The organism is Cohnella ginsengisoli, assembly GCF_029525555.1.
Lineage (GTDB): Bacteria > Bacillota > Bacilli > Paenibacillales > Paenibacillaceae > Cohnella > Cohnella ginsengisoli.
On sequence record NZ_JAPDHZ010000003.1, the window covers coordinates 1,716,030 to 1,739,606 of the forward strand.

The following is a 23,577-nucleotide window of genomic DNA, read 5'->3' on the forward strand; positions in this document are numbered from 1 at the left end:
TAGCCGTTCATAGCTACAGCGATCTTTTCGCTTACCGCTTGCTTCTCGACCAGCAAAAAAGGGGAACCATTCGCATGGCCTTTTTTACTAGTCAAGCAAATCAATTACATCCGGTTAGCGCGGCGCCGCTTGGCGACCTCTACCAGTCCGTACAAGCCACCTACGATGCCGACGCCCACGAACAATCCTTTGACGAAATCAACGGAATTCGCATCTGCCTTGCCAAGCACGCTCGACAACACAATTCACATCGTAGACAGCATCAGAGTCGCCATTGCAACCTTCTTATTGTCCATCGTTCGTTCACGCCCCTATTAACGGTTAACTTCAAAACGCGTCCATAGCTGCCGAATGTTCTCTCCGACTTGCCCCCATAGTTTCACCCGCAATTCATTTACACCTTGTACGCCTTCAGCGCCTTGAACACTTCCTTGAACGAAGGCTTCTTGCCGTACATAAGCACGCCGACGCGGTAGATCTTGGCGGCGAGCCAGCCGATGGCCAGCACGGACACGATCAGGATGCCGACCGACAGGACGATCTCCCACCAGGCCGGATCGGCGAGGCCGATGCGCAGGAACAGGATGAACGGCGAGAAGAACGGGATGAACGAGCAGACGGTGATGAACGAGCTCTCGGGATTCGTCAGGCCGTAGATGGCGATGTAGAAGCCTGCGAGCGACAGCATCGTGACCGGCATGGACGTCTGGCTGAGATCCTCCGTGCGGCTCACGAGCGAGCCGATGGCGGCGAACAGCATGGCGTACAGGAAGTAGCCGAGCAGGTACATGACGATCGCGAAAATAATCATCTTGGGCTCGACGCTGGACAGGTCGATGCCGTACTTCTCGAGCGCGCCCTTGTTGTGGGGGAGCGTCAAGTTGATGAGGGTCGCGCCGACGAGCACGACGAGTTGGAGCAGGCCGACGAGGAAGGTGCCGATGACCTTGCCGAACATCTGCTTAAGCGGCGCCACGCTCGTGACGATGATCTCCATGACGCGCGAGCTCTTCTCGGCCGTGATCTCGGTCGCGATCAGCTGGCCGGTGATCATGACGGACATGAACAGCAGGATCAGGATAGCGTAGGTCAGGCCGATGGCCGTCCCTTGCTCAGCCTCCGTCTTGCCGCCGCCGTCCGCGATCTGGACGGTGTCGAGCTTGACCGGCGCCGTGAGCTTCGCGAACTGCTCGGCGGTCAGCTTGGCGTCACGGACCGCCTGCTCGGTCTTGACGAACTGAAGTCCCGTTTGGAGCGCGCCGGCCGTATCGGTGTCGAGCATCTTTTTCGAGTGGTAGACGACGTCCGGGAATCCGATTTCTTTATTTTCGGTAAAGGTAAGATAGCCTTTGATCTTGCCGTCGTCGATCGCCTGTTGAAGGGCGGCCGACTTGTCGGCCTCGGACCCGGACGCCTCGACCGGCACGAGCTGCACCTTCTGTTTTTCCGCCTGCCCGAACTGCTGCTCCAGTCCCTTGACGATCTCGCCCTGCTCGCCGTCAACATAGCCTACCTTCGCGGCCGAGCCCGGCCCCGTCAGCTTGTCGATGAAGTACGGCACGTTCGCGCCGACCACGAGGAGCACGCCGAGAATAATCGTCGTTATAATGAAGGATTTGCTGCGGAGTTTGTTCCGCATCGTGAAGGCAATGACCGTACGCATGCTATTCATGGCTCTCACCTACCGTCTTTATGAAGATTTCGTTCAGGGTCGGCTCCAGCAGCTCGAAGCGTTCGACCGTGCCTTGCGCCATCGCGTGCTTCAGGATCTCCTGCGCGGCTTCCTTGCGGGAGACGACCAGATCGTAGCCCCGCTCCGTGCGGGTCGCGGACAGTACGCCCGGGATCCGGTCCAGCCCGGAGATCTCCTTCTCCGCGCCGATCACGACCTTTTCCCTGGGGAAACGGCTCTTGATCTCGCGAATCGGCCCCTGGAGCACCGGATTCGACTTGTGCATGATCGTGATGTTGCGGCACAGCTCCTCGACGTGCTCCATCCGGTGCGTCGAGAAGACGATGCTCGCGCCTTCGTCCCGCAGCTCCTTGACCGTCGACTTCAGCAGCTCGACGTTGACCGGATCGAGACCGCTGAACGCCTCGTCCATGATGAGGATGCTCGGCTTGTGAATGACCGCGGCGATGAACTGGATTTTCTGCTGGTTGCCCTTGGAGAGCTCCTCGACCTTCTTGTTGTAATATTCCGGCACCTGGAACCGGTCGAGCCACCGCTTCAGGTTCGCGTCGGCATCCCGGCGCGACATGCCCCGCAGCTGAGCCAGATACAGAATCTGCTCGCTCACCTTGATCTTCGGATACATGCCCCGCTCCTCCGGCAGATAACCCAGCATCGAGAGCTGTTCGGTGCTGTAAGGCTTCCCGCGGTAGCGGATGCTGCCTCCGTCAGGGAGAATGAGCCCGAGCACCATGCGCATCGTCGTCGTCTTGCCCGCGCCGTTCGCGCCGAGCAGCCCGTAGATTTCCCCCTTGCGCCACCTCGAAGCTGAGCCCGTTGACGGCGGTTTTGTCCCCGTATTGCTTGAACACCTTTTCGATTACCAGCGGATTCATCTTCCCGCATCCCCCCTTCCGGACTAGACAAGCCATGATCTCTTCCAATTCCATGCGCTGCGAGGACAGGATCCGGTAGCCGGCCGAGAGGCAGTAAGCTTCCGTCTCCTCCGGCGCGTCGGACTCGATCCGGCAGATGCCGGGCCCCGACTCCTGCGCCCCTTGGACGCCCGGCGCCTGCTTCAGGAGCCGCGCCGCGTCCTCCCTGCCGGCTGTCCCGTCCGCCCGTTGAACCGCCAGCACCCGCCACCCCTCGAACAACCGGTCCTTCTCGTACAGCCCGAGACAACGGCCGCGATGCATGAACAGCACGTAGTCCGCGAGCCGGCGCACCTCCTCCGTGATGTGCGTCGCGAAGATCAGCGTACGGTCCCCCCGGTCCATGTACCGCGTGAGTTCGTCCAGCAGCGCCTTCCATGCCGAAGGATCGAGGCCCGACGACGGCTCGTCGAGCAGCAGCAGCTCCGGGTCATGCGCCATCGCGACCGCGAGCTCGGCCTTGCGGCGCATGCCCTTCGACAGCTTGCCGAGCTTTTGGGTCCGGTCGGCTTCGAAGCCGTGCATCAGCCGCTCGTACCGTTCCCAGCTCCAGCTCGGGTACCAAAGAGAAGCGAAGCGCGCTTTCTCGTCGGCGGTGAGGTGACTTTCATAAGCGTGGGGCAGCTCGGTCACGAAGCCGATCCGCTCTTTCAGCTCCGCGTCGCTGTCCGGCGACAGATGCCGGCCGAGCACCTCCGCCGCTCCCTCGCAAGGCGCAAGCCCGAGCAGCAGGCGCAGCAGCGTGCTCTTGCCGGACCCGTTCGGTCCGACGATGGCGGTCACCATTCCTGCCGGCACGGACAAATCGAGCGGTCCGAGCGCGAATCCGTCGTGCCGGACCGCCGCCCCTCTCAACGCAACGACCGCCTTGTCGCTCTCCGCTTGCTCCAAGCCGTACAATCCGCGATTCATCGCTGGCCCCCCTTATCCCCGTCGGCTTCCGCACGTTTGCGCGCATAGGCATCGCGCCAGATTCGCTCCATCTCCTCGCGGCTGCACTGCAGCTGAAGGCCCGTCTCTACGGCACGCTCGAACGCCTCGACGACGCGCTCTAGCCGAAATTCATCCCGCGCCGACTGGTCGATGCCCGCAACGAACGTCCCCGTCCCTTGCCTCGTGCGCAGCAGCCCTTCGTTCTCCAGATCCTGATACACTCTTCGCACCGTGATGGCGCTGCATCTGAGATCGGCCGCGAACTCCCGGATGGACGGCAGCAGCGTGCCCTCCGCCAGCTGGCCGCTCAGGATGAGGCTTCGCAGCTGGACCTCCACTTGATGGTACAGAGGCTCGGGCCGATTCTCATCGATATGAACGGGTATCCACAAACCGCCTCGCCTCATTTCCTCCCGTTACTTGATTAAAAGGTGTAGCTCCTGCGCTCCATTCGCTTGACGATCGCCAGCCGCATCCCGTAAAGCACGGCTGCCGCGATCACTGCGGCCAAGGCCGGCATCAGCGCCGGCGCTTCGCGAATCGACGCTAACAGTCCGCCGACAAAGCTGAAGCCCTGCCAAGCAGCGCCTAGCGAGACCATCCCGAGCACCAGGCAAATGGTCATGTAAGCCTTGACGTAGGTTCTCCCGTTGAAACCCATCTCCAGGTACAGGATGACCGCGTTCATGATCAAACCGTAGCAGAGCCAGATTACCGCGGCAGCAACCCACTCGCCGGGGGACACCCGGTCTCGAAGCGCAGGCGCGAGCAGGTACTGGACGGTGAAAAAGATCGCGCCGATCGCAGCCAACGCCGTCCCCGCGAGCAGCATGCGGGCGCTCGCCATCCGCGCTACGGGAATCGGCATCGTCCGCCAATGCGACAGGCGTTTGGTGAAGACGTCTCCCCCTCCAGTAAGCGAACATCGTTCGGTTCATTGCACAGCCGAAAGCCGGAATCGTGAACGTGTACAGCCAGTCTGCCATTCCGCTCAAATAGCGGGACACGCCGCTGCCGCTAAATCGATCGTCGACAAGCGCGCTGATAATCGTGCCGACATATAGGGCGAACACGGTCGTGAACACCAGACCCAACCAATCGCGCTTGAACTCGAATGCCGCCAGCGCCTTCGTCGCGCGCCATCCAGACATTTGCTCGCCTCCGTCACCCATACTGTGTGTATATCCTTATACACAGTATAAACACTGCTGGGAAGTCATGTCAATCCTTAATCTGGAATTTGCCTCGAAGCAGCTTTTATCCGGATTTGTTGCAACTGGCTTAATCTATTAGAATAAAGACACCACGCCCGCCGCACGGCAGATGCGGACGGGCGCGACGACCGGAGGGAACAAAGATATGAACGGGAAAAACGATCGAGGCGGACGAGGACAAAACGGCAAGCAACGCGCTGAAAGCGGGAAGCGGGACGGGAACGGCGGAATGCCAAGAGGCCGCGACGGCGGTCAACCGAGGCCGGGTCGCGGAGGACGCGGTTCCGAAGCTGCGGGGCCCGCGAAGGGACGTCCCGGAGGCAAGACGGCAGCGCCGGCCGGCCGGCCAAGCGAACCGAAGCGCCAAGCCGGCGGAGGCTCGCGAAGCTTCGCGGTTCAGGAGCCGGCCGAGCTGCTGCCGTTCCTGCTCGCCAAGCTGAGCGGCCAAGGACGCAACGCGATCAAGGCAATCCTTGCCCGCGGCCAAGTGTCCGTCGACGGCATCACCGTCACCGCGTACAACCATCCGCTTGCGCCGGGCGCCTCCGTCTCCGTCAGTCGCGAACGGATCGAAGAAGTCCCGCCGCTGGTCGGCTTATCCATCCTGTTCGAGGACGACGACCTGATCGTCGTCGCCAAGGATGCCGGCCTGCTCTCGATCGCTTCGGCGCAGGAGAACGAACTGACCGCCTATCGGCAGCTCACCGAGCATGTGCGGCGGACGGATCCCCCGCAGCCGGATCTTCGTCGTTCACCGGCTCGATCGGGACACCTCGGGCGTCATGATGTTCGCGAAGCGCGAAGAGATCCAGCAGTCGCTCCAGAACAACTGGCAGGAAGCCGTCACCGAGCGGATCTACGTCGCGTTGGTCGAAGGCCGCGTCGCGCGCGCCGAAGGCACGGTCTCCTCCTGGCTTAAGGAGAGCAAGACGCTCAAAATGTATTCCAGCCCCTACCCGAACGACGGCCAGCATGCGGTGACGCATTACAGGACGCTCGAGGCCAAGTCGCAGCTCTCGCTGCTCGAGGTCAAGCTCGAGACCGGCCGCAAAAACCAAATCCGCGTCCATATGCAGGACATCGGCCACCCGGTCGTCGGCGACAAAAAGTACGGGGCGCGCTCCAAGATCCTCGGCCGCCTAGGGTTGCATGCGAGAGTGCTCGCCTTCATCCATCCTTCGACCGACGAGCATTTGCGTTTCGAGACGGATATTCCGAAGGCATTCGTTAACGCGCTTAAAGATTAACGGTAAGATGACGACCCGCCCGGACAAGCCGTCCCGGCGGTTTTTTCGCGTTCTCCTCAGCCTGGCGGCTCTCGTTTTGCGCTTCTCGTTTTTGCTCGCACCTCTGCAGTCGGCGGCTCCCTTTGATACGAAGGATGCTTTTTTTTATACCTACTTGAATAAATAGGCCTATTCAACGCGCGGTTAACCCGGTAAAATCAGGTTATGTCGATTCATGTCAATCATTGCCAAAGTTAGGATGGTCACGTTGATCGAACTCCAGAGCTCATACAATGCGACCATGGTCGTTTTATCCTGCTTGATCGCGTCCATCGCCTCCTATACGGGACTTAGCATGGCGCTTCAATATGCAGCGGCTTCCAAGGGACGCGCTCGCCTCGCCTGGCTGGCGTGCGGGACCGCGGTTATGGGGGCGGGCATTTGGGCCGTCTGTTTTTACGAAATCAATGCGTATAAATGGTCGACCGGCATCGACTATGATTACTGCACGGTGATCCTGACGCTGACGATCGCGGCGACGTCCGCCGCGCTGATTCTTCGGGCCGTCAGCCGGTCCAAGCTTCGCAAGCGGGCGTTGCTTCTACGCGGCGGCATAGCGGGTATCTGCGCGGCCGTCCTGCCATATGCCGGCCTTAACGCCATGCGATGCAGCTTGCTCCCGCGTTTTGACACCGCGACATTCGTCTCGTTCACGCTCGGCGTCGCTTTCATGTTTATCGTCGTCCTTTGGATCGCTTACAAATTCCAGACATCGCGGGGTCCGCGGCGCAAGGCCATCGCGGGCGTGCTGCTCGGCACGGCCTTTACCGCGTCGATCCATATCGGCCTGGCGCTTGCATCCTGGTCGTCCCCGGAGGACGTCCCGGCCGCGGGACAGAGCGGCTCCTCCGCCATGATTTCCTTTTTCCTCGGGTTCGCTACGCTGTTCGTGATCGGGATCGCGTTCGCGTCCATTTTCATGGAGCGATTCTGGAAGGCGCAGATGCGCCGCCAGCTGGAGCGGGACATGCGGATCGAGTCGCTGTTCAGGCATAGCCAGGACGCCGTCTTCTCGTACAGTCTCGATGGCAAGCTGCTGGACGCCAACCTGGCCGCCTTCCGCCTGACCGGCTACGATTGGGAGGCGCTCTCCAAGCTCAAGTTGAAAGACATGATCTCCCCCGAGTACCGGCATACGGTCGCCGTTAACTTCCAGCACACGATAACAGGACACTCCCGCAACTTCGACTGCGCGCTCATCCACCGCGGCGGGCAACGGCTCGAGGTGAACAACACGAACGTGCCCGTGCTCGTCGAAGGACAGGTGGTCGGCGTGTATACGATCGTCCGCGACATCACGGAGCGCAAGCAAGCCGAGTGGCAAATGAATTATATGGCGCATCACGATGAGCTGACGGGACTTCCCAACCGCCGCCTATTCGAGCAGCAGCTCGTCAAGGCGATCGCGGATCAGCAGCAGGACGGGCAGTCGGCCGCCGTTCTTTTTCTCGACATCGACCGCTTCAAGCTGGTCAACGATTCCCAGGGGCACGACGTCGGAGACCTGCTGCTCCGGTCCGTAGCCGATCGGCTGAGCGACGCGGTCAAGCATGCGGGCATCGTCGCCCGGCTTGGCGGAGACGAGTTTTCCGTGCTGCTGACGGGCGGCACCTCGCGCGAGGAAGCGCAGGCGATCGCGGCTCGCATCAACCGGGAGCTGGACATCCCCTTCTCGCTGCGGGGCAAGGACGTCCATATCACCGCCAGCATCGGTATCGCGCTATTCCCGGAGGATGGCGACTCGTTAATTTCGCTCATGAAAAACGCGGATACCGCGATGTACTCCGCGAAGGAAAACGGAAAGAACACCTACAATTTCTACGATTTGTCGATGAACGACTCCCTTTTCGAACGCGTCCAATTAGAGAACGAGCTGCGCAAGGCGCTCGACCGCGGCGAGTTTTTCCTCGTCTATCAGCCGCAGGTAGAGCTCGCGACGGGCAAGGTCGTCGGCGTGGAGGCGCTCATCCGTTGGCAGCATAGCAGCAAAGGACTCATCTCGCCCGCCGAGTTCATCCCGCTCGCCGAAGAGACCGGCATGATCGTGCCGATCGGCGAGTGGGCACTCCGCACCGCCTGCACGCTCGCGCGGCGCTGGAGCCATTCGGAGGTCGGGCCGCTGCGCATGTCGGTCAACCTGTCGAGCCGGCAGTTCGTCAGCCCCCACTTCGCCGAATCGGTGGAGCGCATCGTCCGGGAGACGGGCATGTCCCCCGAGCTCCTCGACCTGGAGATCACCGAATCGATGACGATGGACGTGAGCCGTTCGATCGAGACGCTGCGCCAGCTCAAGACGCTCGGCGTATCCATCTCGATCGACGACTTCGGCACAGGCTACAGCTCGCTGAGCTACCTCAAAAGCTTCCCCGTCGACCGCCTCAAGATCGACCAGTCCTTCGTTCGCCAGATGCATTCCGAAACGAAGGACCGGTCCATCGTGGCGACGATCATCTCGCTCGCGCATAACCTGAACCTCCAGGTCGTCGCCGAGGGCGTCGAGACGCTCTCCCAATCCGAATTTCTTGCCCAGCACGGCTGCGACGAGATGCAGGGCTACTACATCAGCAAGCCGCTCAAAGCCTACGACATCGAGACCTTCATCACCGCCCGGCTCGCGCGCTAAGCCAGGCACTACGAAAACAGCCGCACGACACCCGTTATAATTCAGGGATGCCGTACGGCTGTTTCTGTCAGAACCTTAACTTTCATTATCGCACCCGATTCGCCAGCGGCGCAAAGCCGTCGATTCGGCATTCAATTCGGCATTCAATTCGGCATTCAATTCGGCATTCAATTCGGCATTCAATTCGTTATTCGATCCGGCATTGATTCGGTCTCCGTTCGCGATCGGGACAGCCATCCATCCCGTTCCAGTCGCTTCGCGTGTCGGCCGTCCATTCCAAGTTCGCCGTGCCGTCGATTCGCCAATCGCTACCAGCCGACGGCGGCGCCGTCGCATCTCGGATCGGTGCCGCCGCGCCGAATGCCGTCGCCGTCGATCGAGATCGCGTGCGCGTGCCCCATCCGATAGTCGTACGCGTCCACGACGCGCACGTCGTGTCCGGCCTCCGCCAGCAGCCGAACCGTCTCTTTGTCGATCCGGCTCTCCAGCTTCAGTTCTCGCGACGCCTCGCCCCATGTCCGCCCCCACAGCCAGCGCGGCTCGGCGACGGCTTCGTGCGGCGCCATCCCGTAGTCCGCCATTCGCGTGAAAATCGCCGTCTGCGTCTGGGGCTGCCCTTCTCCCCCCTGGGTGCCGTACAAAAAGCGCGGCTTGCCGTCCAGGCACGCCATAGCGGGCATCAGCGTATGGAAAGTCCGCTTGTTCGGCTCCAGCGCGTTGACATGCTTCGAGTCCAGCGAGAAAAAGGAACCCCTGTTTTGCAGCAGGATGCCCGTTTTTCCCGCGGTAAAGCCGGAACCGAACTCGAAGTACAGACTCTGGATAAACGAGACGGCATTGCCCTCCTCGTCGACGACCGCGGCATAGGCCGTGTCGCTGCCGGCTGGCGGACTGTCGAAGTCCAACGCCCGGCTCGGGTCTATCCGTCCGGCCAGGTCGTCGGCATAGGCTTGGCTAAGCAGGCGGCTAAGCGGCAAGCTGTGAAAGTCGGGGTCCGTCAGTTCCCGGTTGCGGTCTATAAAGGCGAGCTTGATCGCTTCGATCATTCGATGGTAATAAGCGTAGGAACCGTGCGCGGTCGAGGCTGGATCGAAGCGCTCAAGCGCCTGAAGCGCCATAATGCCGGCGAAGCCCTGGGAGTTGGGCGGCGCCTGGTAGAGCGCGTAGCCGCGATAGACGCCGCGCACCGGCGCCTCCCAGCCGCCCCGGTGCGCGGCGAAGTCGGCCTCTCTCAGCAGGCCCTCCGCTTGAACCATAGCGGCGACGATCTCCCTCGCGATCTCGCCTTCGTAGAACGCCTCGCGCCCGCCTTCGGCGACCGCCCGCAAGGTCGCGGCGAGCTCGCGCTGCACGAACCGGTCCCCGGCTGCGGGCACCTCGCCTCGCGGCAGATAGATCGCGGCAGTCTCCGCATACTCCGCTAGCAGCTCCCTGCACTTCATGGTAAAAAAAATGCTGATCCGGCGACAGCGGAAATCCTTCCGATGCGTATCGAATCGCCGGTTCAAGCGCCTCGGCGAGCGTCAGCCTGCCGTACTCGCCCTGTACGGCCGCCCAGCCGTCGACCATGCCCGGCACCGTGATCGCGCTGCGAGCGCCGCGATGCGGAATCGCCGCCATGCCGGCGAAGCATTCCCTGTCGACAGCTCCGCCGGATCGCCCGCTGCCGTTGTACGCGCGAACCCGGCCTTCTCCGGCCCGGTACGTCAACCAAAAGCAGTCGCCGCCCAATCCCGTCATATGCGGATAGACGACGCCCAGGCAAGCGCTGACGGCGACGGCGGCATCGAACGCGTTGCCCCCCCGGCGCATAATGTCCGCGCCGGCTTCCGACGCCAGATAATGCGGGCTGACGACCATCGCCCGCTTGCCGACTGCCGATCTGCTCATCACTCCATCTCCTCTGCGTCGAACACGATTAACGCCGTTAGCGCTCCCAAATCAGGCCGCTAGCGCTGTCATGGCCTGCCCGCCGCATCCATGGCGCCCGAACGGCGCGATTCCCATTCGGCCGCCCACCGCAGCAGCGTCATATCCTGTCCCGGGCCGGCCAGGAGAGACAGCCCCACCGGGCAGCCGTCCGCCTCCGCCCAAGGCAGCGTGATCTGCGGCAAGCCGCCGATGCCCGCGATGCAAGACAGTTGCTGCGTACGGACGCGAAGCTGCTCCATCTCCTCGGGCGGCGTATTGCGAAGGGGCGCCGGACCTGTCGCCGTCGGAATCGCCAGCACGGCGTCGTCTCCGAGGAAGGCGGACAGCCTTGCGCGAATATCGGCCAACGCCGCCGCCTCCCTGCGGCAATCGTCTTTCGCCAGCGTCCGCGTCCATGCGAACCGTTCGGCGATGCCGGGACCGAATCGAGGTCTGGCTTGCTCGATCCATGGTCCGTGCGTCCGCCAAATATCAACACCTTGGAGCAGCTTGAAGATCCGCATCCATGCTTCCAGACCTTCCTCTGCGATCGTGATGCGCTCGCTTGCCGGGAAGGACGAAGCCAGCTCCGCGATCAGCGGCGTCAATGCCGACTGCGTCGCCAGGTCGGCCGTTCGCAGCGCGTCGTCCGCGACGAGCAGTCGTCGCGGACGCGTCCTATTCGCCTTTTCGTCGCCTTCCTCCAGCAGCACCGCGCCGGCCGCAGCCGCGAGCTTGGCCGAGGATGACATCCATCCGACCGTGTCGAACATCGGCGCGAGGGGCACCACGCCGTCCAGCGAAACGCGCCCGTGCGTCGGACGGAAACCGTAGATGCCGCAATAGGAGGAGGGAATACGTACGGATCCCCCGGTATCGGTGCCGATCGCGATGTCGGCGAGCCCCGCTGCGGCCGCTACGGCGGATCCGCTCGATGAGCCGCCCGGGATGCGCTGCTCCGCCTTCGGATTGACCGGCGTTCCGTAGTTGTAATTTTCGCCGTTCAGGCTATACATCAGTTCGTCGGTATGCGTCATGCCGTTAAGCCGCGCACCGCTCGCGAGGAGCAGTTCGACGGCACGGGCATGCTCGGCGGCGACCGTATGCGTCCGGGACCAATCCGGACTGCCGGCACCCGGGACATACCCTTTGACGGCGAACACGTCCTTTGCCGCGAACGCCATGCCATCCAATATCCCGCTGCCGGTCGGCTCCAGCTCTATATCCTGCCGGATGTAGGCATGCCAGCGATCGTGCATCCGACTCATCCCCTCTGCTTGTATGTATGAGCAGTATAGGAAAGCGGGGCTGTCGTGTAAATTTACTTGACCTACATTTGGCAAAGGCACCGAAAAAGCCGCTTCAGTTTGTCAAGGAACCCAAGCGAACCTGTTCACGACGCAGAACACCCCCCGACGTCTCGTCGGAGGGTGAGCATTCGAAGATTTATTCTTTTTACCAGCCGAAGATGGCGTCGATGACCGGCTTCGTATGGCCGCCCGGATAGAGCAGGTACAGCAGCACGTATACGGTAATGCCCGTGATCGCGGTGATGAACCAAACGACGGCGGTGACGCGGCCCCATCGCCTGTGCTTCGCATATTTTTCCTTGAAACCGAGGACCAGCGTCGTGATGCCGAATACGGCCGCGACCATCGCCAGCGTAATATGGAACAGCAGGAAAATCAAATAGATCGTCTTCAGGTGATCCGGTCCGCCCCACTCGGTATTGCCGACGAAAATCGTGCGGGATACGTAAATGATGAAGAAAACGACCGCCGCGATCGCAGCCGCGATCATCGTCTTTTTTATGGGATTCGCGTTTGCCCCGGATAATCTGATTCCAGCCGATCGCCACGAGAATGGCGCTAAGCGCGATGAAGCTCGTGCTGATCGTAGGCATAATGGTATAGCTTGACAAGTGGGCTCACCCGCTCCATAAATGTTGGACAACTGCTCCCATTGTAACCTGCCTTTGCCGTTAGTTCAATTCAGTACGCGCCACTTCACACATTGTTCAAACGGCTGGACGCCGCATGGTCGAACGCGGGATCGTCATCCTGCGCGCGCTCTCTCCGGTACCACTGCATAAAGACGGTGTACAGCGCAGCGATGTTGACGAACTCTTGCAGCAGCTTCATGATGATGCCTCCGAGCTGCTGGTCGTCCGTCGGCGCGAGCAGGCTGAAAAACGCCGGTCCGCCTTTGAACTGCGCCAGGAAAGCGGCCGGATCGCCCGCGATGCAGTAGCCCATCGCTTTGGCCCATACGTCCGGGTCGTTGTAGACGCTGAACAGCGGCGTGGTCGCGAAAATAATGAGCACGCAGGCCGGCGTCAGCAGCAGACCGTTCAGGAAAATGAAGCCGAGCTTGCGCAGATTCGTCAGCTTGCTCCACTCCGCGACCGGGCACATGACATGCCACCAGCTGATCATCGCCGCGCCGAGCATCAAAAAGTAATAGAAGCCGTGCACGACATAGTGCGTCATGATCCAGTCATGGTTGACAGGCATATGGTACACCGAGAACAGCAGGTTAAACGCGAACAACCCCAGCAACGGATTCATGAGAAAACGCAGCGGCCTCCAAAACGGCTTTGAGAAAACGGACCGCCACAGCCAGGCCGGCACCCCGTAAATCAGCATGGGCGGCACGATAAAATAGGAAATCGCCATCGCCGTCATGTGGAAGGTAAACATGAGATGACCCATCAAGCTAAGCGGGCCGCCTTGCGCCAGATACAGCAGCACGATGGCTGCAATAAACGCCGCTTGCCGCTTTTTGGAGACGGGCTCGCTATGATCGAACCGTTCCCGCCAAGGTCCCGTGACGAGCGAATACAAAATGATGATCAAAAGAGCGATGACCATCATGACCGGGCTCCATAGGTCGGCGAACGAGAAGTATTCCAATCCCATTCCCATCGTAGCTCCTCCTTTCAATCGCTTCAATCTTCTTGCTGTCGGACTTACGATCCTTCATTCGTGCCTTAAGTGACATTCCACCATTGATGGCGGACATACGATCCGTTATTCTCGAAAAGCGGCATCGTTAATCCCCTTCAATCCGAGAATAGCGGATCCTGTGTCCGCAAAGGTCCATACAGCCGATTATACGCCGAATACCCGCGCAAATCGCCTGAACCGTTAAAAAGAGAGGCGGCTTTTAGGCCCGCCTCTCTTCAGTTCTTCTTATTTTACCACCAAACCCAGTACAGGGCCATGATCACCATCGTGAATACGACGATGATACCGAAGACGATGCCCATCGTCGCGAACAGGTGTCCGCGATCCTTCAAGTGCATCCAGAACGCCAGCTGGACGAACACCTGCAGCAGCGCCATGGACACGAGGATGATGTACGTGAACGTCGTGTTGATCTCGCCGGCGGAAACCGCGGCGAAAGCGATGATCGTGAGTACTAAGGACAGAACAAAAGCGACGACGTGCTTCTGCGGTCCCTCGTGCCGATGACGTCTCTTGGGTTCCGAAGCGGCTGCCGAATGGTCGTTGGCCATGAGGTTAACCCACCTTTCCCATCAGGTATACAACGGTGAAGATGAATACCCAGACGACGTCGATAAAGTGCCAGTAAATGGCGGACACGTAGATCTTCGGAGCGGTGACGACCGTGAGGCCCTTCTTGAAGATCTGGGCGATGAGCAGCCCGATCCAGAGAACGCCGAACGCGACGTGCGCGCCGTGGAAGCCGACCAGCGTGTAGAACGAGGAACTGAATGCGCTCGTGGTCAGCTTGTGGCCTTCGGATACGTACGTGTTGAACTCGTAAATCTCGAGTCCGAGGAAGCTCAGGCCCAGCAGGATCGTAATAATCAGCCAAACGATCATCTGCTTGACCTTATGCTGGTGAAGGGCCTGAACCGCGAAAACGCTCGCGAGGCTCGATACCAGCAGGATCATCGTGGCGGCGAATACCATCGGAAGCTCGAACAGATGGTCGGGCGTCGGACCGTCAAGGGTCTGATGGCGAAGCGCGATGAAGGCGGCGAAGAGGGTTCCGAACAGAACCGTCTCCGCGCCGAGAAACAACCAGAAGCCGAGAATTTTATTGCGGCCTTCTAACGTCGCCTTTTCGGGCTCATGAGGAAGGTGTCCGTCTAATTGATGGTCGTGTGCGCTCATGCGTGCACCCCTTTCTCCTGCTCCTCAGGCTCGATGTGGAAGCCGTGATCGTCGAACACGGAGCGGCAGAACATGCTGCCAAAGGTGACGACGAGCCCTGCGATGGCAACGACCAGATGGTCGTACATGAAGCCCAGCGCCGCTGCGAACAATCCGATGCTCATGACGAGCGGAAGGATCGATGGCGAAGGCATATGGATCGGTCCGACCGGCTCGGCCGGCGGCATTTCGGCGTTGCCTTTTTTGCTTTTCGTTCCACCAGGCGTCATAGGAACGCACGAGCGGAAGCTGCTTGAAGTTATACTCCGGCGGCGGCGAAGGAATCGACCATTCGAGCGAGCGGCCGTCTTCCCACGGATCGTCCGCGACAGGCTTCTTGTTCGCCGCGCTGACGATGACGTTGACGACGAAGATGATCGTGCCGATGCCCATCAGGAACGCGCCGACGGTGCTGACCGCATTCATCGTGTCGAAGCCTTGACCCGGCAGATACGTCCATACGCGGCGCGGCATCCCGATCAGACCCAGGAAGTGCTGGATGAAGAAGGTCAGGTGGAAGCCGATGAAGAACGTCCAGAACGTTGCCTTGCCCAGCTTCTCGTTCAACATGCGGCCGAACATCTTCGGCCACCAGTAGTGAAGGCCGGAGAAGATGCCGAAGATCAATCCGCCTACGATGACGTAGTGGAAGTGAGCGACGACGAAGTACGTATCGTGATACTGGAAGTCAGCCGGCGCGACGGCCAGCATGACGCCGGTGACGCCGCCCATGACGAACGTCGGGATGAACCCGATCGCGAACAGGCTCGCGGACGTGAACGAGATCGAACCGCCCCAGAGCGTGAACAGCCAGTTGAAGATCTTGACCCCCGTCGGCACCGCGATCAGCATCGTCGCGATGGAGAACAGGCCGTTCGCCACAGGGCCGAGGCCCGTCGTGAACATATGGTGCGCCCAAACCATGAAGCCGAGGAACGCGATCAGCACGGTCGCGAATACCATCGAGCTATAGCCGAACAGCCGCTTGCGCGAGAAGGTGCTGATGACTTCGGAGATGACGCCGAAGGCTGGCAGGATCAGGATGTAAACTTCGGGGTGACCGAACACCCAGAAGATGTGTTCCCAGAGCACGGCGTTGCCGCCGTTGCCCGTCTCGAAGAAATTCGCTTGGAACAAGCGGTCGAACGTCAGTGCGACGAGGCCGACCGTCAGTACCGGGAAGGCGAACACGATCAGGGCGGAAGTAATGAAGATCGTCCAGGTGAACATCGGCATGCGCATGAAGGACATGCCCGGCGCGCGCATGTTGATGATCGTCGCCATGAAGTTAATGCCGCCGATCAGCGTGCCGATACCGGCAATCTGAAGGCCCATCAGGTAGTAATCGACGCCGTGGCCGCCGCCGTAAGTCGGGCCTGCCAGCGGTACGTACGACGTCCAGCCTGCATCCGGAATGTCGCCCGCGAACCAGCTGATGTTCAGCAGGACGCCGCCGGCGAAGAAGGTCCAGAAGCCGAGAGAATTCAGGAACGGGAACGCGACGTCGCGCGCCCCGATCTGCAGCGGGATGACCGCGTTCATGAGCGCGAACAGCATCGGCATCGCCGCCAGGAAGATCATCGTCGTGCCGTGCATCGTGATCAGTTGGTTAAAGGTATCCGCCCCGACGAAATTGTTCATGGGCTTAATCAGTTGAATCCGGATCAGGATCGCCTCAAGGCCGCCGACCAGAAAGAACAATCCGCCGGCGATTAAGTACAAGATCCCTATTTTCTTGTGGTCGACGGTCGTCAGCCAGTCCATCAAGCCCCGATAACGCTTGACCGTGTGCGCGTGTGCAGCCAAAGCCGCGTCCTCCTTCATTCCCCGCAGAAGCTAGAGTATTAGTATTCGAGCTTTTGGCCGGCCAGATACTTCGCGATGCCGTCGAGCTCTTCTTCGGTAAGGCCGGTTGCCGTCGTGCCCTTGCCAGGTCCGTACTTTACGTTCGTGCTGACGTCCGGCATTTGGTTGCCCGGCTTGATCGTCTGCGCATGGGAGATCCAGTCCTTCAGGTTCTCCTCGACCGACTTCTCGTCGTTGTACAGAATGCCGCCGACGGTCAGCCTGCTGCCGACGCCGGTCAAGTTCGGCGCCGCGCTGCCTGCGTTCGTCTCGCCGATCGCATGGCAGGTCAGGCACTTGCTCTCGAACGCGGCCTTGACTTTCTCGTCGGCCGGCATGGCTACCGGCGCCTTCATCGCCGCGACCCAGCGGTCGAACGAAGCCTGGTTGACGGCCTTCGCCTTGAAGTCCATCAAAGCGTGGGAAGGGCCGCAGAGCTCGGCGCACTTGCCTCTGAATACGCCTTCGTTGGGGAATTCGAGGTACAGTTTGTTCGTCGTGCCAAGACCCGCGTTGGTATCGATCTTGCCGCCGATGGAAGGAATCCAGAAAGCGTGCGTCACGTCGCCGGACGCGAGCTTGAACTGAATCTTGCGCCCTGTCGGCACGATCAGTTCCTGCGCGGTCTTAATGCCGTACTCCGGATACTCGAACTCCCACCAGTACTGGTGAGAAGTAACGGTAACCTGCACCGCCTCGGGATCCTTGGAATAGTCCTTGGACAGACCGAAAACCGTGTTGATCGTCGGCACGCCCAGAATAAGCAGCAAAATAATCGGAACGACCGTCCAGATAATCTCCAGCGTGTGATTCCCTTCGACTTGCTTCGGGATCGTGTTGTCGCCTTTGCGCCGGCGGAAGCGGATCAGTACGTAAATACAGATCGCAAACACGACGACAACGACTAGCGCCATGATCGAGATCGAGAGCGTCATCAGGTCAAATTGTTTTTGCGCGACGGGGCCCTGCGGGCTCAGCGTCGACAGGTCGTCCCTACCGCATGCCGACAGCAATAGCGCCATGCCGGCCATTAGCGGAAGCAACCGCTTTAATACGCGCCACCGATTCATCATCCATTCATCCCCACTTTGACATAATCACGGATCGCCCTCTTCTCTGACTGTGGCGGCGGCGATCCATGTGTTGCGCGATGTCGAACTTTGGTCACGCACGTGCCTAAACCCTCTAATAAATATAAAGATTGGCACGACAGTTTGTCAATGTTCACACAACAGTTCACAAATTGTTCTCAAAACTGTCAAAATCGTTGCGCCACAAGGGTTTCAAGGCTCATTTTTGCGTTTATCGGTCCCTTTCGGACCTTCCTGCAAAGGCTTTCTTCGGCCGCAAAGCCCCGGATCTCCCGATCGCGGCGCCGCAGCCCTTTCCATCAGCTTTTACCATTGTCGGCTTGTTTTATGTACGTCGGGCCTGGCATACTTTTGCCGCCGCGGCGAACACTAGTCGCATCGCATGCAGATCTCGAGGAGGAGCCCGTAATGAATAAGCGCCGTTGCGCGAACGTATGTCTGCTCGCAGCCGCGCTGACAGGCGCGTTGGGCGGCTGCAATTATAAAGCCCATCATCAGCAAAGCGCCAACGATTACGGCAGCAGGACGGCGAACGACCCGAAAATGTCCGGCGTCCGCGCCTACAGCCATGTCGTCACCGATCCGCGCGCGCACGACAACCGTTATTTCGAATACAGCTCGGCCATGTCTTACCGCTTGTCCAACGTCCCCGGCGTCGCGAACGCCATCGTCATGTTGACGGATAAAAATGCCTACGTCGGCATTACCACGGACCAAACCGCTACGGGTATCCGATCGCACGGCGGCTTGCGCACCCGCGAGCAGGACAACACAGGCACGACCGAAGGCGTATATAACGTGGATACGGGCAGCACTTCATGGGATTTAACGAAAATCGTGACGCCGTACAATTCCTCCTTTTCGCATAAGGACATCTCGGATCTGTCGACCGAATTCCGCCAGACGCTTTCTAACGAGGTTCGCAAGATGGCGCCCAACGTGACGGGCGTCCATATCTCCGCCAACATGGAGTACATGAACCAACTGCTCGGCTACGCCAAAGCTTCGTGGGACGGCCAGCCGCTCGCCCCGCTTACGCCAAGCTTCAATAAACTGGCCAAGTATATGTTCGCGGCGGGTGACGAGGTGCCGATCCCGGTTCCGGAGCCCACGGCGCGCGGCGGAAGCATGAACGGAACGGCCAAGCGATGAACATAATGATAGCGGGTTGCGCAAAGACGAGCGGTCTCTGCTGCAACCCTCTTTATTAATTGAAGCGCCAAAAGCGAAAAGAAACCTGAAAGCGCGTTGAAAGATCTAAAATGCCGCTAAACAAAAAAACAAGGCCCCAATCGCAGAGGCCTTGCGAAAAATCGGTGGTCAGGAAGCGGATGAGTTGATTCTCATCAGCTCGCGTTCAACGATAACGGTTAGTTCATCTTCATAGCCGCCGGTGATTCTGTATTTCCGGATATAGTCCTTGACGAACTTGCGCGGATCCTTGGGGCGAAAAATTCTCGTTAGCTCCTGCAGACTCTCCTGAACTTCGTTATGACCGCGCTTTGCCATGCCATAATCCCTCCCGGCGGAAACTTCCCGCAAGATTCGTACAGAGTTGACGCCCGGCTGCCTATATTTAGATGTTTACTTCCCGTTCGCCTCATTATACCAGTTCGACCAGAGGTTTAACAGAAAAACCGTCTTCAGACGTCTACCTCGAACCATTGCTCCCCGCCTGGCAGGCTAAATCGATCGCCAGCCCTGAGCTCTCGCCGATCTCCCGCCGCCAGCCGCGTGCCGTCCGGCAAGTATGTACCGTTGGAGGAACCGTGGTCGACCAACGAAAAAACCCCGCGCGACGAATCGTAGCTGACGGTACAGTGCTTGCGGCTGATCTCGGCGTGCCCGTCCGGATAGACGAGCTCGCATTGGTGGCCGTCCCTGCCGATCGCCAAAGGCCTGTCCGCCAGGCTGTAACTGGCGCCGGCGAGCTGACCCGCGACGCCTACGAGCCGAGGCTCGTGGGCGCCGGCGATCGCGGCCTTGCGCCGCTCGATGCCGTCCGACGCGTCGCCTAAGCTCCGCAGCGGGATCGTATAGCCGAGATCGTCGCCTTCCTCCGCCTCGTCATTGGAGCCGGATCCGGCTTGGTTCGAGGCAAACAAGTCCGAATTCGCAGGCCTGGACTCGTCCTCCTTCATACTCTTACCCCGGGAGGTCATCTGCAGAAACGCAAGTACCGCGATAACCGATACGGCGATGCCGATCGCCATGGCCGCCAACAAAGGAAGCATGCCTTGCGATTCAATGCGCTCCGCAGCCGCGCGGGCGGCGGACGGCGCCGCCTCCGCCTTCGGGCCCGGCCATACCGCGGCGGCGAATGCCAGCATGGCGGCCGGCAGGGCGCGGAAGCCGGACCTTCTTTTCATGGCGGCTCCTCCTATTCATGTAAACGCTTACTAATCCGTATGCGTCGATTCATTATTTAATACCGCTTATGATCTCGATTATAGCTTGATTCGGCGGTCCGTTCAATCTTTGACCTGTTTCCCCCGGACGGTCGACGGCCTGATTAAAGGCCGCCGATCAACTCGCGAAGCTCGTTTGCGGAAGGCATGCGAAAAGAAACCTTAAGGCCGTCCGCGTCCGAAGAAACGTCCTTGATTCGCACGACCTTCGGCAGCTCCGCCCCCAGCGGGATGACGACGTCGTCGAACCGGTCCGCGGGCAACGGCACGCCCCTGATCGAAGCCTCCTGAACCTCCGCCGTCAGATTGGGCGAAACCCACTTCAACCGGTATACGATGGTCAACCCGACGGGAATCCGATCCTTGATCTTCAAGTTGACGTCCGCAGCCAGACGATCTTCCGCGAGCAAGCGGAACCTGGCGCCCGTGATCAGCACGTCCGGACCGTACATCGGGTTGCGCGCGATCGATTCCTTGGCCAGATTGTTGACGTCGGTCTCGGACAGCACGAGCTCCGTCGACAGGTCCCTGAACATCTGCAAGGCCTTGCTCTCGAGTTTGACCGGCTCGTAGGCCAGGTCCAGACGCTCGGCGGGCTTGATCAATTGATATAATATGACGCTTCCCACGGCGATCAGCACGACGAGGGCAATGAACGCGAACAGCAGTTTTTTCAACGGAAAGCCTCCTTTGGACTGATCCTCGCGCAAGCAAGAGCGCGCATCCCGCGCGCGAATTGACTTGTATCCCTTCTTAAGAGTATAACATTAGTAATTCAAACGTCGGACAGGGTTCGATCGCCGCGCGGATCTGACGCCCTGCCCGCGCCACAGCCAGCCGTCCCTTCGGGGGCGGCTATTCATTTAGGATCAGGAAGGAAGATGATGACCTTGTCAGACTCATTACCCCGCAGCGCACCTGCCTCCATCAGAATGGAGGATATTCTGTTCGCGGCCCATACGCTTCGCGGCGTCGTGTCCCCCACTCCGCTGCAGTTCAACCAGCGGCTGTCGGCCAAGCACGGCTGCCGGATCCATCTGAAGCGCGAGGACCAGCAGGTCGTGCGCTCCTTCAAGATTCGCGGCGCCTACAACCTGATCTCCGGCCTGCCGACGGAAGAGCGCGAACGCGGCGTCATTTGCGCGAGCGCCGGCAATCACGCGCAGGGGGGTCGCCTATTCCTGCGCCGCGCTCGACATTCCGGGCATCATCTACATGCCCGCGACGACGCCGCGCCAGAAGATCGGACAGGTCGAGCTGTTCGGCGGGGACAAAGTCGAGGTCAGACTCATCGGCGATACGTTCGACGACGCCTATGCCGAAGCCCAGCGGGCGGTGCGCGAGACGGGCATGACCTTCGTGCACCCTTTCGACGATGCGCGCATCATCGCAGGCAACGGAACGGTGGGTAAAGAGATCATGGAGGCTTGCAAGGAACCGGTCGACGTGCTGCTCGTGACGGTCGGCGGAGGCGGGCTCGCCGCGGGCGTCGCCGCCTACGTCAAAGCCGTCAGCCCGAATACGCGCATCATCGGCGTCGAGCCCGAAGGCGCTCCCTCGATGCTGGCCGCGATGGAACGCGGCGAGGTCGTACCGCTCGAAGAGATCGACAAGTTCGTGGACGGCGCCGCCGTCAAGCGAGTCGGCGATCTCACGTATGCGCTGTGCCGAGACCTGCTCGACGAAGTGATCGTCGTGCCGGAAGGGCGGGTATGCACGACGATCCTCGAGCTGTACAACGAGCATGCGATCGTCGCCGAACCTGCCGGCGCGCTGACCGTCGCTGCCTTGCCTATGCTTGCGGAACGGCTGGCCGGCCTCAGCGTCGTCTGCGTCGTTAGCGGCGGCAACAACGATGTCGACCGGATGCAGGAGATCAAGGAACGCTCGATGATCTACGAAGGACTCAAGCATTACTTCATGGTCAACTTCCCGCAGCGCTCCGGCGCGCTCAGGGAGTTCCTGGACGACGTGCTCGGGCCGGACGACGACATCGTTCAATTCGAATATACGAAAAAGCATAATAAGGAGAACGGCCCCGCGCTCGTGGGCATCGAGCTCAAGAGTCCGGACGACTACGGCCCTCTGGTCGAGCGCATGAACCATAAAGGGTTCCGGTATATGGAGCTGAACAAAGATCCGCTGCTGTTCAACCTGCTGATCTGACCGGAGACCGCAACGCGACTTTGATCGCATGCAAATTATGGCTATAATGGTGAGGTCATGCATCCCGCCCGCCGCTTGTGCGCCAGAGGGCTTCAAAGGAGAATTCCGTTGAAGACGGCTTCGATCAAATCGATGTTTACCAAAGAAATATCGCTGCTGGCCATCATCCTGTATCTGGTGGAGTTCGTGCGGGGCGCGGCGCTCATCGGCTTTTTGCCCATCTACGGCAAGGAGACGCTCGGACTGGACTTGGACGTCATCGGCGCGGCCATTACGGCGCATTACTTGATCGATACGGCGCTTAAACTTGGGATGGGTTACCTCGTCCACCGGTTTCACGTCAAAAAAGATCATTAATATCGGCTTGCTCGCCTCCCTGGCCGGGATGGCGCTAATCGGTTGGGCGGACGTGCCCTGGATCTTCATCTCGGCCGCGGGACTGTACGGACTCGGCATCTCGCCGATCTGGATTTATTGCCTGACCAAGGTCAAGGAGGAAAGCCGCGGCGCCCAGATGGGCTTCTTGTACATGATCTGGCTCGTCGGCCTCGGCTCCGGTCCCGTCGTCCTTAATCTGGTGCTCGTCCACAGCGAGATAGCGAGTTACTGGATCATGGTGCTCGTATCCGCCGGCGCTTGGCTGCTCTCTCTGATGATACCGAAGGAAGCGCACGCCGACGTGGCTGCCGTGCCTTTTCGCAAGCAATTGGCCGTGCTCGGCACGCACTTAAAGGACATGCGCCTGCTGCTGCCCGGCATGATCCTGCAGACGCTGGCGGCCGGCATGCTGCAACCGATCCTGCCCAGCTTCGTAAAAGATCATCTCGGGATGGCTTCCTGGCAATATACGCTGCTCCTGCTTGCCGGCGGCGGCTTCACCGCGCTCGGGCTGATCCCGATGGGCAGGCTGTCGGACCGGCTGGGGAAAAAGTGGTTTCTGGTCGTCGGCTTCATCCTGTTCGGCGTGGCGCTCTACGGCTTGACGCTCGGACCCGTGACCGTGCTCGCCTTTGTATGGGCCGTCACGCTCGGGTTGTCCTACGCGGCCGTGCTGCCCGCATGGAACGCGTTGCTCGCGGCTTACGTGCCGCCCGATCAAAAAGGGTCTCGGCTGGGGCGTACTCTCCGCCGTCGAAGGCGTCGGCGGCCTCCTCGGCCCGATCATCGGAGGCTTCGCGGCCACGGGCTTCGGCGAGCCGTCCGTCGTGCTCAGCACGGCGGTTATCTTCGCGGTCATCGGCGTCATCTACCTGCTGTTCCCATTCCGCCTGTTCCGCGGGGAAAAGCCCGCACAGCGCATGTGAGGTAATCT

General features: G+C 60.3%; 16 protein-coding genes and 7 pseudogenes. 6 read left to right on the forward strand and 17 right to left on the reverse strand.

The features are described from left to right. Window positions 1–104: 104 nt before the first annotated feature. The 6 genes and pseudogenes from OMP38_RS19015 to OMP38_RS19040 form a co-directional block, all read right to left on the reverse strand. Window positions 105–239 (reverse strand): hypothetical protein, encoded by a 135-nt coding sequence (locus OMP38_RS19015; protein ID WP_277566501.1) that lies wholly within the window; start codon window positions 237–239, stop codon window positions 105–107. 155 nt (window positions 240–394) lie between these two features. Then, window positions 395–1,672, reverse strand: coding sequence for an ABC transporter permease (locus OMP38_RS19020; protein ID WP_277566502.1), 1,278 nt, complete (start codon window positions 1,670–1,672; stop codon window positions 395–397). After that, window positions 1,665–2,568 (reverse strand): annotated as a pseudogene (locus tag OMP38_RS19025) (ABC transporter ATP-binding protein). Before OMP38_RS19025 ends, OMP38_RS19020 begins: the two are co-directional and overlap by 8 nt. Window positions 2,569–2,913: 345 nt before the next feature. Continuing rightward, window positions 2,914–3,519, reverse strand: a pseudogene (locus OMP38_RS19030) (ATP-binding cassette domain-containing protein); the annotation flags it as partial. Then, window positions 3,516–3,932, reverse strand: a complete 417-nt coding sequence (locus OMP38_RS19035; protein ID WP_277566872.1) for a GntR family transcriptional regulator — start codon at window positions 3,930–3,932, stop codon at window positions 3,516–3,518. The pseudogene OMP38_RS19030 and the gene OMP38_RS19035, both read right to left, overlap by 4 nt. Window positions 3,933–3,964: 32 nt before the next feature. Beyond that, window positions 3,965–4,408 carry a hypothetical protein gene (locus OMP38_RS19040; protein WP_277566503.1) on the reverse strand — a complete coding sequence of 148 codons (444 nt, stop codon included), beginning with the start codon at window positions 4,406–4,408 and terminating at the stop codon, window positions 3,965–3,967. A gap of 575 nt (window positions 4,409–4,983) precedes the next feature. Here OMP38_RS19040 and OMP38_RS19045 point away from each other — a divergent pair. Together OMP38_RS19045 and OMP38_RS19050 are read left to right on the forward strand one after the other, a co-directional pair. Beyond that, window positions 4,984–6,001: pseudogene (locus OMP38_RS19045) on the forward strand (RluA family pseudouridine synthase). A 247-nt stretch (window positions 6,002–6,248) separates the two neighbouring features. Beyond that, complete coding sequence (locus OMP38_RS19050; RefSeq protein ID WP_277566504.1) at window positions 6,249–8,663, forward strand: EAL domain-containing protein; 2,415 nt, start codon at window positions 6,249–6,251, stop codon at window positions 8,661–8,663. A 308-nt stretch (window positions 8,664–8,971) separates the two neighbouring features. On the opposite strand, the pseudogene ggt reads toward OMP38_RS19050, so the two are convergent. The 8 genes and pseudogenes from ggt to coxB all read right to left on the reverse strand — a co-directional run bounded on the left by ggt (window position 8,972) and on the right by coxB (window position 17,673). After that, a pseudogene (ggt, locus tag OMP38_RS19055) lies at window positions 8,972–10,553 on the reverse strand (gamma-glutamyltransferase). Window positions 10,554–10,621: 68 nt separating this feature from the next. Continuing rightward, the gene (locus tag OMP38_RS19060; protein WP_277566505.1) at window positions 10,622–11,833 is read right to left on the reverse strand and encodes an amidase; all 1,212 of its coding nucleotides are present in this window, start codon (window positions 11,831–11,833) and stop codon (window positions 10,622–10,624) included. A 196-nt stretch (window positions 11,834–12,029) separates the two neighbouring features. Beyond that, window positions 12,030–12,477, reverse strand: a pseudogene (locus OMP38_RS19065) (DUF420 domain-containing protein). A gap of 103 nt (window positions 12,478–12,580) precedes the next feature. Then, complete coding sequence (gene ctaG / locus OMP38_RS19070; RefSeq protein WP_277566506.1) at window positions 12,581–13,498, reverse strand: cytochrome c oxidase assembly factor CtaG; 918 nt, start codon at window positions 13,496–13,498, stop codon at window positions 12,581–12,583. Window positions 13,499–13,770: 272 nt separating this feature from the next. Further along, window positions 13,771–14,091, reverse strand: coding sequence for a cytochrome C oxidase subunit IV family protein (locus tag OMP38_RS19075; protein ID WP_277566507.1), 321 nt, complete (start codon window positions 14,089–14,091; stop codon window positions 13,771–13,773). 4 nt (window positions 14,092–14,095) lie between these two features. After that, window positions 14,096–14,716, reverse strand: a complete 621-nt coding sequence (locus tag OMP38_RS19080) for a cytochrome (ubi)quinol oxidase subunit III (RefSeq protein WP_277566508.1) — start codon at window positions 14,714–14,716, stop codon at window positions 14,096–14,098. Further along, window positions 14,713–16,579: pseudogene (ctaD, locus tag OMP38_RS19085) on the reverse strand (cytochrome c oxidase subunit I). The gene OMP38_RS19080 and the pseudogene ctaD overlap by 4 nt, the downstream one beginning before the upstream one ends. Window positions 16,580–16,599: 20 nt before the next feature. After that, complete coding sequence (gene coxB, locus OMP38_RS19090) at window positions 16,600–17,673, reverse strand: cytochrome c oxidase subunit II (protein WP_277566509.1); 1,074 nt, start codon at window positions 17,671–17,673, stop codon at window positions 16,600–16,602. Between the two features lie 426 nt (window positions 17,674–18,099). Between coxB and OMP38_RS19095 the strand changes: the two genes are divergently transcribed. Continuing rightward, a complete protein-coding gene (locus OMP38_RS19095) occupies window positions 18,100–18,843 on the forward strand; it encodes a hypothetical protein (protein WP_277566510.1) in 744 nt (247 codons plus the stop codon). A gap of 168 nt (window positions 18,844–19,011) precedes the next feature. Here the strand turns inward: OMP38_RS19095 and OMP38_RS19100 are convergent, their stop codons facing one another. The 3 genes from OMP38_RS19100 to OMP38_RS19110 form a co-directional block, all read right to left on the reverse strand. Then, window positions 19,012–19,200: a hypothetical protein gene (locus tag OMP38_RS19100; RefSeq protein ID WP_090109397.1), complete on the reverse strand. Its 189-nt coding sequence runs from the start codon at window positions 19,198–19,200 to the stop codon at window positions 19,012–19,014. Window positions 19,201–19,334: 134 nt separating this feature from the next. Next, entirely contained in the window at window positions 19,335–20,060 is a 726-nt protein-coding gene (locus OMP38_RS19105; protein ID WP_277566511.1) for an FHA domain-containing protein, read from the reverse strand. Between the two features lie 143 nt (window positions 20,061–20,203). After that, window positions 20,204–20,776: a hypothetical protein gene (locus OMP38_RS19110; protein WP_277566512.1), complete on the reverse strand. Its 573-nt coding sequence runs from the start codon at window positions 20,774–20,776 to the stop codon at window positions 20,204–20,206. 207 nt (window positions 20,777–20,983) lie between these two features. Between OMP38_RS19110 and ilvA the strand changes: the two are divergent. The 3 genes and pseudogenes from ilvA to OMP38_RS19120 all read left to right on the forward strand — a co-directional run bounded on the left by ilvA (window position 20,984) and on the right by OMP38_RS19120 (window position 23,574). After that, window positions 20,984–22,265: pseudogene (ilvA, locus tag OMP38_RS19115) on the forward strand (threonine ammonia-lyase IlvA). Window positions 22,266–22,373: 108 nt separating this feature from the next. Then, entirely contained in the window at window positions 22,374–22,622 is a 249-nt protein-coding gene (locus tag OMP38_RS34825) for a hypothetical protein (protein ID WP_338130543.1), read from the forward strand. Further along, complete coding sequence (locus OMP38_RS19120; RefSeq protein WP_338130544.1) at window positions 22,573–23,574, forward strand: MFS transporter; 1,002 nt, start codon at window positions 22,573–22,575, stop codon at window positions 23,572–23,574. Before OMP38_RS34825 ends, OMP38_RS19120 begins: the two co-directional genes overlap by 50 nt. Window positions 23,575–23,577 lie beyond the last annotated feature (3 nt).